10 protein-coding genes are annotated in these 12943 nt (G+C 72.1%); 7 read left to right on the forward strand and 3 right to left on the reverse strand.

The window, feature by feature from the left end; translation table 11 throughout:
- The first annotated feature begins 54 nt into the window (after positions 1-54).
- From EDD40_RS23200 to pknB, 6 genes are all read left to right on the forward strand, one after another.
- Positions 55-516: an FHA domain-containing protein FhaB/FipA gene (locus EDD40_RS23200; RefSeq protein ID WP_073897742.1), complete on the forward strand. Its 462-nt coding sequence runs from the start codon at positions 55-57 to the stop codon at positions 514-516.
- A complete protein-coding gene (locus EDD40_RS23205; RefSeq protein WP_123744807.1) occupies positions 513-1913 on the forward strand; it encodes a PP2C family protein-serine/threonine phosphatase in 1401 nt (466 codons plus the stop codon). Before EDD40_RS23200 ends, EDD40_RS23205 begins: the two co-directional genes overlap by 4 nt.
- Positions 1914-1917: 4 nt before the next feature.
- Positions 1918-3381 carry an FtsW/RodA/SpoVE family cell cycle protein gene (locus EDD40_RS23210; RefSeq protein WP_123744808.1) on the forward strand — a complete coding sequence of 488 codons (1464 nt, stop codon included), beginning with the start codon at positions 1918-1920 and terminating at the stop codon, positions 3379-3381.
- Positions 3378-4841 carry a peptidoglycan D,D-transpeptidase FtsI family protein gene (locus EDD40_RS23215; RefSeq protein WP_123744809.1) on the forward strand — a complete coding sequence of 488 codons (1464 nt, stop codon included), beginning with the start codon at positions 3378-3380 and terminating at the stop codon, positions 4839-4841. The genes EDD40_RS23210 and EDD40_RS23215 overlap by 4 nt, the downstream gene beginning before the upstream one ends.
- Positions 4841-6280, forward strand: a complete 1440-nt coding sequence (locus EDD40_RS23220) for a serine/threonine-protein kinase (RefSeq protein ID WP_123744810.1) — start codon at positions 4841-4843, stop codon at positions 6278-6280. The genes EDD40_RS23215 and EDD40_RS23220 overlap by 1 nt, the downstream gene beginning before the upstream one ends.
- A 72-nt stretch (positions 6281-6352) precedes the next feature.
- A complete protein-coding gene (pknB, locus tag EDD40_RS23225) occupies positions 6353-8362 on the forward strand; it encodes a Stk1 family PASTA domain-containing Ser/Thr kinase (RefSeq protein WP_123744811.1) in 2010 nt (669 codons plus the stop codon).
- Between the two features lie 61 nt (positions 8363-8423).
- On the opposite strand, the gene EDD40_RS23230 is transcribed toward pknB, so the two are convergent.
- Entirely contained in the window at positions 8424-9068 is a 645-nt protein-coding gene (locus EDD40_RS23230) for an aminodeoxychorismate/anthranilate synthase component II (protein ID WP_123744812.1), read from the reverse strand.
- A gap of 65 nt (positions 9069-9133) precedes the next feature.
- Between EDD40_RS23230 and EDD40_RS23235 the strand changes: the two genes are divergently transcribed.
- Positions 9134-10489 (forward strand): FAD-dependent oxidoreductase, encoded by a 1356-nt coding sequence (locus tag EDD40_RS23235; RefSeq protein WP_123744813.1) that lies wholly within the window; start codon positions 9134-9136, stop codon positions 10487-10489.
- A 34-nt stretch (positions 10490-10523) separates the two neighbouring features.
- Here the strand turns inward: EDD40_RS23235 and EDD40_RS41860 are convergent, their stop codons facing one another.
- Both EDD40_RS41860 and EDD40_RS44835 read right to left on the reverse strand, forming a co-directional pair.
- Entirely contained in the window at positions 10524-10682 is a 159-nt protein-coding gene (locus EDD40_RS41860; RefSeq protein WP_170185175.1) for a hypothetical protein, read from the reverse strand.
- The gene (locus EDD40_RS44835) at positions 10682-12868 is read right to left on the reverse strand and encodes a class E sortase (protein ID WP_425471246.1); all 2187 of its coding nucleotides are present in this window, start codon (positions 12866-12868) and stop codon (positions 10682-10684) included. The genes EDD40_RS41860 and EDD40_RS44835 overlap by 1 nt, the downstream gene beginning before the upstream one ends.
- Positions 12869-12943: the final 75 nt, after the last annotated feature.

Below are 12943 nucleotides of genomic sequence, written 5' to 3' on the forward strand. Positions count from 1 at the left end.
CGGTCGATCCGGGCGAAGGCGTGACGGCACTCAAGTCAGGAGCGGTTACAACCGGTGCCAGAGCTGGTGATGCAGCTGACCAGAGCGGGTTTCCTCGTCCTGCTCTGGTTGTTCGTATTGGCTGCGCTTCGAGTGGTCCGCTCCGACCTGTACGCGGCGTCGGGGCTCCGTGTCCCGACGCCCAAGTTCGGCAGAGGGGCTAGCAAGGCCGCCCGGGGCAACAAGGCGGCCCGACAGCTCGTCGTGACGCACGGCGCGCTGGCGGGCACGCGGATCTCCCTGGACGGCAGGCCGATCATGATCGGCCGCGCCGACGACTCCACGCTCGTGCTGGACGACGACTTCGCGTCGACCAGGCACGCGCGGCTGTCGATGCGCGGCACCGACTGGTACGTGGAGGACCTCGGCTCCACGAACGGCACTTATCTCGACCGGGCGAAGGTCACGGCCCCACTCCGGGTTCCGCTCGGCTCCCCGATCCGAATCGGCAAAACGGTGATCGAGCTGCGCTCATGACTCTCGTCCTCCGATACGCGGCCCGCAGCGACCGGGGCCTGGTCCGCTCGAACAACCAGGACTCCGTGTACGCGGGCCCACGCCTGCTCGCGCTCGCCGACGGCATGGGCGGCCACGCCGCGGGCGAGGTGGCCAGCAAGGTGGTCATCGCCGCCCTGGCGCCGCTCGACGACGACGAGCCGGGCGACGACCTGCTCGGCCAGCTGCGCGACGCGGTGATCGCCGGCAACGGCGCCATCTCCGAGCTCGTGCAGAGCGACCCGGACCTCGACGGCATGGGCACCACGCTCACCGCCGTGCTGTTCGCGGGCTCGCGGCTGGGCATGGTGCACATCGGCGACTCCCGCGCCTACATGCTCCGCAACGGCACGTTCACGCAGATCACGCACGACGACACGTTCGTGCAGTCGTTGATCGACGAGGGACGGATCACCGAAGAGGAAGCGGCCACGCACCCGCAGCGCTCGCTGCTGCTGCGCGCGTTGACCGGCCACGAGGTGGAGCCGAGGCTGATGGTGCGGGAAGCCCGGCCGGGCGACCGCTACCTGCTGTGCTCGGACGGCCTGTCCGGCGTGGTCAGCATGGAGACGCTGGACGAGGCGATCCGCATCCCGGACCCGCAGGCGTGCGCGGACCGGATGATCGAGCTGGCGCTCAAGGGCGGCGGCCCCGACAACGTGACGGTCGTCGTCGCCGACGTGGTCGACGTCGACTTCGGGGAGGACGCGCCCATAGTGGGCGGCGCGGCCGGCGACGGCAGCGAAGACCCGCCACCACCCGACTCGCCCGCCTCGCGGGCGAGTTCCATCACCGGGCCCCGGCCGATCCCGCCGCGGGTCGAGCCGATGCCGCCGCCGGACCCCCGGCGGTCGCGCGGCAGCCGGCTCAAGGCGCTCGCGCTGGTGGTCTTCCTGCTCCTGCTGGTCGTCGCGGCCGGCCTGGGCACCCGCTGGTACGTCCTGCGCCAGTACTACGTCGGCGAGGGCGACAACGGCGAGGTGTCGGTGTTCCGCGGCGTCACCGGCAGCGTGTTCGGCTTCGACCTGCACCGCAAGGTGGAGGGCTCGTGCCCGCCGGGCTCGCAGGCGTGCGAGGCGATCACGGTGGAGGACCTGAAGGTCGCCACCCGGGACGTGGTGCGCAACGGCATCACCGACGTGGACGGCCTGGAGGGCGCCCGGGAGGCGATCCGCAGGCTGCGCACCGAGCAGACGCTGCCGTTCTGCCCGAAGGGCACCGCCGAGAACAACCCCGGGTCGGCCAGCACCGGCACGTCCACCACCGCCGCACCACCGACGGCGACCTCGACCGAGGCGCCGGCGTCCACCACGGTGGAGGGAACCCCCCTCACCACGCCCGTGCAGCAGCCGGGCACGGATTGCCGAAAGGGTCAGTAGTCGCATGGGTTCGCCGGTCACCGGCGCTGAGGGCACACCGCTCGCGGCGGCGAGCAGCACGTCGCCCGGGTTGAGGCCGCCCACGCGACGAAGCACCGAACTGTTCATGCTCGCGTTCGCCGCCACCCTGGTGACCGGCGCGCTGATCCTGGTGGAGGCCAACCAGGAGCAGGAGCTCAGCATGAGGATCCTGTGGCTGGGCCTGGCGTACCTGGGGCTGCTGACCGTGGCGCACCTCGCGGTGCGCAAGTGGGCGCCCTACGCCGACCCGGTGATCCTCCCGTGCGTCGCGCTGCTCAACGGCCTGGGCCTGGTCATGATCCACCGGATCGACCTGGCCATGGCGGACGTGAAGCTGCCGAACAACCAGGTGTGGTCCTCGGCCGCGCCGAAGCAGGTGCTGTGGACGGCGATCGCGCTGACGCTGTTCTGCACCGTGCTGAAGGTGCTGTCCGACCACCGCACGCTGGCGCGCTACGGCTACACGGCCGGCTTGCTGGGCCTGGTCGCGCTGGTGCTGCCCGGTGTGCTGCCGAGCTTCATCGCGCCGGAGATCAACGGCGCGAAGATCTGGCTGAGCTTCGGCGCGTTCTCCATCCAGCCGGGCGAGTTCGCGAAGATCCTGCTGATGGTGTTCTTCGCCGCGTTCCTGGTGTCGAAGCGGGACCTGTTCACCATCGCGGGCCGCCGGGTCATCGGCCTGGACCTGCCCCGCGCCCGCGACCTGGGCCCGCTGATCGCCGCGTGGGCGGTCGGCGTGAGCATCATGGTGCTCCAGAAGGACCTGGGCAGCTCGCTGCTGTTCTTCGGCATCGTGCTGGTGCTGCTGTACGTGGCGACCGAGCGGGCCGCGTGGGTCGTGCTGGGCGTGATGATGTTCTGCGTCGGCGCGGTCGTGGCGTGGAAGCTGTTCGGGCACGTCCAGATCCGGGTGCAGAACTGGCTGGACCCGTTCGCCGACCCGTCGGGCACGGGCTACCAGATCGTGCAGTCGTTGTTCGGGCTCGGCACGGGCGGCCTGTTCGGCGCAGGCCTGGGCGGCGGGCGGCCGGACCAGATCCCGGAGGCCAACACCGACTTCATCACCGCCGTGATCGGCGAGGAGCTGGGCTTCGTCGGGCTGGCCGCGGTGCTGCTGATCTACACCGTGTTCGCGATGCGGGGCCTGCGCACCGCGCTGTCGGTCCGGGACACGTTCGGCAAGCTGCTCGGCGGTGGCCTGGCGTTCGCCGTGGCGTTCCAGATCTTCATCGTCGTCGGCGGCGTGACGAAGCTGATCCCGATGACGGGCATCACCGCGCCGTTCCTGTCCAAGGGCGGTTCGTCGCTGCTGGCCAACTACATCCTGGTCGCGTTGCTGCTGCGGATCTCGGACGCGGCGCGCGCGCCGAAGACCACGCCGAAGCCGCGGCCGCAGCAACCGGCCATCGCCGACCAGTTCACAGTCATGGTGGAGCGTCCGAAATGAACACACCGCTCCGCCGGGTCGGCCTCGCCATGATGGCGATGATGCTCCTGCTGTTGGGCAACGCCACGTACGTGCAGGTCATCAAGGCCGACGACTACCGCAAGAACCCGCTGAACCGCCGGGTGGTCCTGGACCAGTACTCGCGCGAACGCGGCCAGATCATCGCCGCCGACGGCACGCCGCTGGCCAGCGTGCAGCGGGTCGACGACCGGCTGCGCTACCTGCGGACCTACGCGAACGGCCCGGCGTTCGCGCCGGTGACCGGCTACTTCTCCACGCTGTACGGCGCGGGCGGCATGGAGCGCGCCGAGGACGACCTGCTCAACGGCTCGGACGACCGGCTGTTCGCCCGCCGGGTGTCGGACCTGATCACCGGCCGCGACCCCAAGGGCGGCAGTCTGCAGCTGACCATCGACGCGAAGCTCCAGCAGGCGGCGTTCGAACGGCTTCAGGGCGTGACCGGCACGGTGGTCGCGATCAGGCCGCAGACCGGGGAGATCCTGGCCATGGCCAGCACCCCGTCCTACGACCCGAACGTGCTCGCCAGCCACGACGTGGACGTGCAGGAAGAGGCCTGGACGGGCTACGACGCCGACGAGTCCAAGCCGATGCTCAACCGCGCGGTGCACGAGAACTACCCGCCCGGCTCGACGTTCAAGCTGGTCGTGTCGGCGGCGGCGCTGGCCGAGGGCAAGACCAAGGACACCGAGGTCGACGGCCGCCCGGTGATCACGCTGCCCGGCACGAACACCCCGCTGCCGAACTTCAACGACACCCAGTGCGGCAACGGCGTCGTCGCCACGCTCCAGGAGGCGCTGGCCAAGTCGTGCAACACGGCGTTCGCGGTGCTGGCCGCCGAGCTGGGCGCGGACAAGCTGCGCGACCAGGCGGCCAAGTTCGGTATCGGCGAGCAGGACCTGTCGATCCCGCTGTCCGTGGTGCCCTCGACGCTCGGCCCGATGTCGGACAAGCCGTCGATCTACCAGACCGGCATCGGCCAGAAGGACGTCCGGGTGACGCCGCTGGTCAACGCGGTGATGGCGGCGACCATCGCGAACGGCGGCGTGCGGATGCAGCCGCACCTGGTCGGCAAGATCCTGGCGCCCGACCTCCAGGTGATCAGCGAGACCAAGCCGGACGAGGTCGACGAGGCCATGGAGGCCGACCAGGCCCAGGCCCTGCGCGACATGATGATCGCCTCGGAGAACAACACCGGTGGCGGCGGCAAGCTCAGCGGCGTGACGATCGCGTCCAAGACGGGCACCGCCGAGCACGGCGAGGACGTGCGCTCGACCAACCCGCACGCCTGGTACGTGGCGTTCGCGCCGGCCGAGAAGCCGGAGATCGCGATCGCGGTGATCGTGGAGAACGGCGGCCAGCAGGGCCTGTCGGCCACCGGCGGCCGGGTCGCGGCCCCGATCGGCCGCGCGGTCATCGGCGCCTACCTCGGGGGACGATGATGCTGACCTCCGGCCAGTTGCTCGCCGACCGGTACCGCCTCAGCAAGCGGATCGCCGTCGGCGGCATGGGCGAGGTCTGGGAGGCCGACGACACCCGGCTCGACCGCAAGGTCGCGGTGAAGGTGCTCAAGGCGGAGCTCAGCGGCGACGCCGAGTTCCTGAACCGGTTCCGCATCGAGGCGCGCACCACCGCGTCGCTCAACCACCCCGGCATCGCCGCGGTGCACGACTACGGCGAGACCGCGTCGATCCCGGACGGGCCGGAGGACACCGCCTACCTGGTGATGGAGCTGGTCGAGGGCGAGCCGCTGGCCGCGATCATCTCGCGCGGCAGGCTGAACGCGGACCGCACGCTCGACCTGCTGGAGCAGGCGGGCAACGCGTTGCAGGCGGCGCACGAGCGCGGGCTGGTGCACCGGGACGTGAAGCCGGGCAACATCCTGGTGACCCCGACCGGCCGGGTGAAGATCACCGACTTCGGCATCGCGAAGGCCGCCGACGCGGCGCCGGTCACGCACAGCGGCATGGTCATGGGCACGGCCCACTACATCGCGCCGGAGCAGGCCCTCGGGCACGCCGCCGAGCCCGCGTCGGACGTGTACGCGCTGGCGGTGTGCGGTTACGAGTGCCTGACCGGGCACCGGCCGTTCCTGTCGGAGAACGCGGTGACGGTCGCGATGATGCACATCAGGGACATCGCGCCGCCGTTGCCGCCGGACGTGCCGCCGGGCCCGCGCGCGCTGATCGAGACGACCCTCGTGAAGGACCCGCGCCAGCGCTACCGCAACGGCGGCGAGTTCGCGTCGGCGGTGGGCGCGGTGCGCGCCGGCCAGCCGCTGCCCGCGCCGTCCGGCCTCGCCATGGCGGTCGGCACGCCGATGGCCGGACCGATGACGCCGCCCACGCCGCACGCGCAGCACCCCCATCTGGGCAGCCCGGTGACCCATCCCGGGTCGCGCCCGGCCATGCAACCCGTGCCACCAGGCATGAACACTCCGCACACGGGCGCTTTCCGTCCGTTGCCACCCGGCCCGCGGCCGCCGGGGCGCAACCGCGCCGTGCTGTGGGTTATGGTCGCTGTGCTGCTGGTCGCGCTGCTGGTGCTCGGCGTGGTCATCTTGCGCTGGGCGCTGAAGGGCGACGAGGTGCCCGGTGGCGCGAACCAGCAGGGCACTGGCACCACGAGCGCCCGCCCGTTGGACGACTCGACCGATCGCCTCCCCGGCAAGCCGAAGGTGACGATCACGAAGTCCGACTACGTCGACCACCCGGTGGACGAAGTCGCGAAGAAGCTCTCCGGGCACGGCCTGGAACCCGAGGTGCACTCCGAGGACGGGGGCGCGCCGCTGGATCCCGGGCAGTGCCTGGTGTCGGACCTCGCGCCGACCGGTGAGGTGGCGATCGGCTCACGGGTCACGGTGACGTGTGTGCCGACTTAACGCCGAAACGGTACGACAGCGAACGCAAGGCTTGATGGTGAGACCGTTGACGAGGAGCGGGACGAAGCACTGATGAGCACTCCGCGACTGCTCTCCAACCGCTACGAACTGGGTGAGACCCTCGGCTACGGCGGCATGTCGGAGGTGCACAAGGGCCGGGACGTCCGGCTCGGCCGGGACGTCGCCATCAAAGTCCTGCGCGCCGACCTCGCCCGTGACACCCAGTTCCAGGAAAGGTTCCGTCGCGAGGCCCAGAACTCGGCGGCGCTGAACCACCCCGCCATCGTCGCGGTCTACGACACCGGTGAGACCCAGACCGAGTACGGCCCGCTGCCCTACATCGTCATGGAGTTCGTCGACGGTCGCACGCTGCGCGACATCGTGAAGACGCAGGGACCGCTGTCGGGCAAGCGGGCGATGGAGGTCATGGCCGACGTGTCGGCCGCGCTGGACTTCAGCCACCGGCACGGCATCGTGCACCGGGACGTGAAGCCCGCGAACGTCATGATCACCCGGGCGGGCGCGGTGAAGGTGATGGACTTCGGCATCGCGCGCGCGGTGCACGACGGCCAGGCCGCGGTCACCCAGACGGCCGCCGTGATAGGGACCGCCCAGTACCTGTCACCGGAGCAGGCCCGCGGTGAGGCCGTCGACGGCCGGTCCGACGTGTACGCGTCGGGTTGCGTACTGTTCGAGCTGCTGACCGGCGAGCCGCCGTTCACCGGCGACTCCCCCGTGGCCGTGGCCTACCAGCACGTGCGGGAGGACCCCAAGCCGCCGTCGGCGCTGAACCCGAAGGTGACGCCCGCGCTGGACGCGATCGTGCTCAAGGCGATGGCCAAGGGACCGGCCAACCGCTACCAGTCGGCCGCGGAGATGCGCGCGGACCTGGTGCGCGTGCTGTCCGGCCAGCGGCCCTCGGCGCCCGCCGTGATGACGGCGGAGGACCGCACCGCGGTGCTCAACCAGACGTCGTCGCCGCGCACCGAGGTCGCCCCGGTCGCGGGTGGCCGGCACCGCCCGTCGGCCCAGCGCGACGAACCCGCCGAGTACGACCCGCTGGCCGAGGAAGAGGAAGAGCGGCGCGCCCGGCGCAAGAAGACGATCATGGTCACCCTGGTCGTCCTGCTGTGCATCGCCGTGCTCGCGCTCGCCACGTGGATCACCACCACGCTGCTCGGCGACGACGAGAACACCGCGGCCTCGGACAAGGTCAAGGTGCCGTCCCTGATCGGCAAGGAGCAGGGCGCGGCGCGGGCCGAGCTGGAGGCCCAGGGCCTCGGCACGACGATCGAGCTGATCGCCTGCCAGCCGCAGCCGGGCCAGCAGCCGCCCTGCACCGCCGACCAGATCGGCAAGGTCGTCTCGACCGATCCGCCGGCGAACCAGGAAGTGGCCAAGCGCACCGACGTCAAGCTGGTGATCGGCAAGGCCGCCGAGCCCGCGCCGGTGCCCGGCGTCACCGGGCTGTCCCCGGCGGAGGCGCAGAAGAAGCTGGAAGCCGAGGGCTGGATCTACCAGCAGTCCACCGAGACCGTCGAGACCGATGACCCGAACATGGTCGGCAAGGTCCTGTCGCAGACGCCGGGTCCCGGCGTCTCCGCGGCCAGGGGCAGCGCGGTCACGGTGTCGCTGGGCAAGGCACCGGACACCGTGCAGCTGCCGGACGTGACCGGCCAGACGCTGGACAACGCGCGCGCCACGCTCGAGGGCAACGGGTTCAAGGTGCAGACCAAGGACGTCGACAGCGCCGAGCCGCTGAACGAGGTCATCGCCCAGAACCCGGGGCCGGGCCGGTTGGAGAAGGGCACGCTGGTGACGTTGAGCGTGTCCAAGAACAACCAGTTCCTCATGCCCGACCTGCGCGGGCTCACCGAGAACCAGGCGCGCACCAAGCTCAGCCAGGCCGGGTGGACCGGCAACGACCTCACCGTCACCGACCGGGAGACGGTCTCCGAGATCAGCCAGAACAACAAGATCGTGGACCAGGAGATCAAGCCGAACGCGCCGGCGGGCAAGAACGCACGGATCAACGTGATCCTGGCCGAGTTCAAGGTCGGCGCACCGACGTCCACCCGGTAGCCGGACACCGAAAAGGCCCCCTCCACGCCGGAGGGGGCCTTTTTCGATCCCGGTCGCGCGCTCAGACCCGGTGGGCCGCCGCGGCGAGTTCGCGCATGCCGTTCTCCAGCTGCGAGACGGTCCCCTCGGGCACCTCGAAACCGCACACCGCGAGCCAGTTCGCCAGCATCCGGTGACCGCCGTCGGTCAGCACCGACTCCGGGTGGAACTGGACGCCCTCCACCGGCAGCTCGCGGTGGCGCATGGCCATGACCACGCCGGACTCGGTGCGCCCGGTCACCTCGAACTCGGCCGGGATGGTGTCCGGCAGCACGGTCAGGGAGTGGTAGCGGGTCGCGGTGAACGGGCTCGGCACGCCCTTGAGCACGCCGGCGCCGTTGTGGTGCACGACGCTGGTCTTGCCGTGCCGCAGCTCGGGGGCGAGGTCGACCGTGCCGCCCCACACCGCGCCGATGGCCTGGTGGCCGAGGCACACCCCGAACACGGGGACGCCCCGGTCCGCGCAGTGGCGGATGACGTCCATGCTCCGGCCCGCCTTGTCCGGCGTGCTGGGACCAGGGCTGACCAGGACGCCACCGACCTCGGCGACCTCGTCCAGCTCGACGGCGTCGTTGCGCCGCACGACGCACTCGACGCCGAGCTGGGCCAGGTACTGGACGAGGTTGTAGACGAAGCTGTCGTAGTTGTCGACCACGAGCACGCGCATGCCGCCAGCGTAGTCGTGACGAACCTCTCGCCAGAAGTGAGCTTAGGCTCACCTAACCTGGTGGCATGACCCGTTCCCTGCGCGTCGCCGTCGTCGGCGCCGGCCCCGCCGGCATCTACGCGGCCGACACCCTGACCAAGTCCGCGGCCGAGTCGGGCGCCGAGGTGGCCGTCGACCTCTTCGAGCGGATGCCCGCGCCGTACGGCCTGATCAGGTACGGCGTCGCACCGGACCACCCGCGCATCAAGGGCATCGTCACCGCCCTGCAACGCGTGCTGGACCGGCCGGGGATCAGGTTCTTCGGCAACGTCGAGTACGGCGTGGATCTCAAGCTCGACGACCTCAGGCACTTCTACGACGCGGTGATCTTCTCCACCGGCGCGGAGAAGGACCGGCCGCTGGACATCCCCGGCATCGACCTGGACGGCTCCTACGGCGCGGCCGAGTTCGTGTCCTGGTACGACGGCCACCCCGACGTGCCGCGCACCTGGCCGCTGCGGGCCCGCGAGGTCGCCGTCCTCGGCGTCGGCAACGTCGCCCTCGACGTCGCCCGCGTGCTGGCCAAGACCGCCGACGAGCTGCTGAGCACCGACATCCCGGACAACGTGCACGCGGGCCTGGCGCGGAGCCCGGTCACCGACGTGCACGTGTTCGGCCGGCGTGGCCCGGCGCAGGCCAAGTTCACCCCGCTGGAGCTGCGCGAGCTCGACCACTCGCCCAACGTCGAGGTCGTCGTGCACCCCGAGGGCATCGACTTCGACGCGGCCGGCCTGGCGGCGATCCGGTCGAACAAGCAGGTCGAGATGGTGGTCAGGACGTTGCAGGAGTGGGCGATCCGCGACGTCGGCTCCCGCGCCCGCCGGCTGCACCTGCACTTCCTCGAAGCGCCCGTCGAGGTGCTGGGGTCGTCCTCGGTCAGCGGCCTGCGCACCGAGCGGATGGAGCTGACCGGTGACGGCGGCGTGCGCGGCACGGGCGAGTTCACCGACTGGCCCGTGCAGGCGGTGTACCGGGCCATCGGCTACCTGTCCACGCCCCTGGTCGACCTGCCGTTCGACCACACCTCCGGCACCGTGCCGCACCAGGCGGGGCGGGTGCTCGACCTGGACGAGCAGGCGGTGACCGGCGTCTACGTCACCGGCTGGATCAAGCGCGGCCCGATCGGGCTCATCGGCCACACCAAGGGCGACGCGCTGGAGACCGTGACCAGCCTGCTCGCGGACGCGCCGCTGCTGCCGGGCGCGCCGAGCCGCGCGCCCGACGCGGTGGTCCGGTTCCTGGAGCAGCGCGCCGTGCCGTTCACCACCGTGGACGGGTGGCGCAAGCTGGACGCGCACGAGCTGGCCCTCGGCGCCGCGCGGGGCCGCGACCGGGTGAAGGTCGTGGACCGGGCGGAGATGACCGACATCTGCCGGTCCTAGGGCCGCCGGGCGTCCGGGCCACCGGGCGTGCGGGTCACTGGGGCGTCGTCACGTTGTTGAACGGCAGCTTCGGCTCCGCCCACGGGAACACCACGAACATCAGCAGCGCCACCACGCCGGCCACGAGCACCAGCGCTTCGAGGACGCGCACGGGCAGCGGGCCGGGCAGGTGCCGCCAGATCCACCCGTACATCACTGCTCCTTCATCTCTTCGGGCACGAAGCCGGGGGCCTTCGGGTAGCTCATCGTCAGCACCGAGTGCACGATGAGCCGCTGCTTGTCGGAGAACCGCGGGTGGCAGGTGGTCAGCGTCATCAGCGCCGCCTGCTGCGCCGCGGGCACCTCGCCCTCGAAGTGCGGCACGGGGCTGATCACCTCGCCCTGGGTCGGCAGCACGACCTCCTGGCCGACCGTCTTGTCGTACGGCGCGCCCAGCGGCGAGACCTTGGCGCACTGGGGTTGGGACTGCCGCCCCGCCCAGTCCGCCACCTCGCCGGACTTCGGCAGCACCCGGTAGACGAACCACTGGGTCTGCGTCTCGACCACGATCGCGTCGCACGAGTTGAGCAGGTCGAGGTCGTTGAACGGCGCGCCCTTGCCGACCCGGTGGCCCGCCACCGCGAAGTTGCCCGGGTCGCCCGGCAGCGCGGTGCCCTTGTAGTGGCCGGGGCCGATCTCCAGGTCCTTGTCGGTGGTGCCCTCGACGATGGAGAACTTGTAGTCCGGGCCGAACACCGGGATGTACATCTTGGCGAACGCCTGACCGTCCAGCAGGTCGTACTGGACCTCGCGCTGCTCGTCGGCCTCGACGGTGTTGGAGTTCCACTGGTCGTCCAGCGCCTGGGTGGCGTCGTCCTGCTTGCCGGCCGAGATGAGGTCGGTGACGTACACCTCGTAGACCACGAACAGCAGGATGACCAGGCCGGCCGTGATCAGCAGCTCGCCGACCGCGCGGACCGCCTTGCGCGCCGTGCTGTCGGGCGGCGGCGCGGGCCGGTCGTCCTCGTCGTAGTGGTCGTCCTCGTCCTCGTAGTACTCGTCTTCGTAGTCCTCGTACTCGTCGTCGTAGTCGTCCACGGGTGCGATGACCTCGGTGGGCGGGTCGACCGGGCGGGGACGGCGCGGCGGCGCGGGCGGGCGTCCCCCGGGAGGCGGCGGGAGGCTGCCGGAGAACGCGTTGGTGTAGCGGGTGGCGTCGGCTTCCGGCGGCGCGGGCCGGGGGCGCTGCGCGCCGGGCGGCGGCGCGGCGCCGCCGAGGCGGGCGGCCACGACGGAGGGCGCGGGCCGGATCGACGGGTCGTCGACGGGACGACGGCCACCGGCGGGCGGGCCGGGTGGCACGGGCGGCGAGTCGTCACGCCGGGCGCGGCGGCCGGGGGACGGACCGACTCGGACCGGTTCGACGTACGAGGTCTCCTCGGCGTGCGTCGGCACGGGTGGCACGGGCGGCGGGAGGTCGTCGCGGCGGGCCCGGCGGCCGGCGGGCGGTTCGGCGGCGGCCGGTTCGACGCGCGGCCCCGTCTCGTCGCGGCGCGCACGGCGACCGGCGGCCGGCGGCTCGACCGGCGGCGCGGCGTGCGGCGGCGCGGCCTGGGGCCCGGCGTGCGGCGGGACGTCGTCCCGGCGGGCCCGGCGGACCACCGGCGGCTCGGTGTAGGGGGGTTCCACCGGCGGGGCGACGTCATCCCGGAGCGCACGGCGCGCGACCGAAGGCTCGACCGGCGGCGGCTCGACCGGCGGCGGGACGTCGTCACGGCGCGCGCGACGCGCGACGGGCGGCTCGACCCGGGGCTCGGCGGGTGGCGGGACCTCGTCCCGGCGCGCCCGGCGGCCGGTGGGCGGTGGTTCGACGGGCGGCGGCACGTCGTCCCGGCGGGCCCGGCGGCCGGTCGGCGGCGGCTCGGACCCGTACGGCTCGGCCGCGTACGGCTCGCCGGGGTACGGCTCGGCCGGGCGGGGCTCGGGCCGGTACGGCTCGGCGTGCGACGGCTCGACCGGCGGCGGGACGTCGTCCCGGCGCGCCCGGCGACCGGTCGGCGGTGGCTCTGCGCGGGGCGGGTAGGACTCCCCCGGACGGCTGAAACCCGCGACCGGGGTCGCCGGCCGGTCGAGGTCGCCGGCGTGGCCCGCGGGGCGGTCGAACCCGCCCGGTGGCGTCGGCGGGCGGTCGGCGCCGCCGGGCGGCGAGCCGAGCCGGTCGGGGCCCGCGGGGCGGTCGAAACCCCCCGGCGGGGTCGGTGGCCTGCTGAAACCGCCTGCCGGCGTGGGCGGTCGGTGGCCGGTGAGCGGCGGTTCGCCGGTGACCTGGGGCGGTTGTGGCCTGGGTCGTGGCGGTCGGCCCGGCGGGCCGCCTTGCGGCGGGGGCGGGTCGTAGCTCACCGGAAAACCTCCCAAGCCGAACGTTCCAGGACTACACGGTGCTTCAGGGACCTGCTCGGTTACGTTAACGTGTTC

The organism is Saccharothrix texasensis (assembly GCF_003752005.1).
GTDB lineage: Bacteria > Actinomycetota > Actinomycetes > Mycobacteriales > Pseudonocardiaceae > Actinosynnema > Actinosynnema texasense.

Bases quoted from the DNA above. Each gene is read 5' to 3' on its own strand.
- EDD40_RS23210 (WP_123744808.1), top strand. From the start codon at position 1,918: ATGGGTTCGCCGGTCACCGGCGCTGAGGGCACACCGCTCGCGGCGGCG.
- EDD40_RS23205 (WP_123744807.1), top strand. From the start codon at position 513: ATGACTCTCGTCCTCCGATACGCGGCCCGCAGCGACCGGGGCCTGGTC.
- EDD40_RS23235 (WP_123744813.1), top strand. From the start codon at position 9,134: ATGACCCGTTCCCTGCGCGTCGCCGTCGTCGGCGCCGGCCCCGCCGGC.
- EDD40_RS23220 (WP_123744810.1), top strand. From the start codon at position 4,841: ATGCTGACCTCCGGCCAGTTGCTCGCCGACCGGTACCGCCTCAGCAAG.
- EDD40_RS23230 (WP_123744812.1), bottom strand. From the start codon at position 9,068: ATGCGCGTGCTCGTGGTCGACAACTACGACAGCTTCGTCTACAACCTC.
- EDD40_RS41860 (WP_170185175.1), bottom strand. From the start codon at position 10,682: ATGTACGGGTGGATCTGGCGGCACCTGCCCGGCCCGCTGCCCGTGCGC.
- pknB (WP_123744811.1), top strand. From the start codon at position 6,353: ATGAGCACTCCGCGACTGCTCTCCAACCGCTACGAACTGGGTGAGACC.
- EDD40_RS23215 (WP_123744809.1), top strand. From the start codon at position 3,378: ATGAACACACCGCTCCGCCGGGTCGGCCTCGCCATGATGGCGATGATG.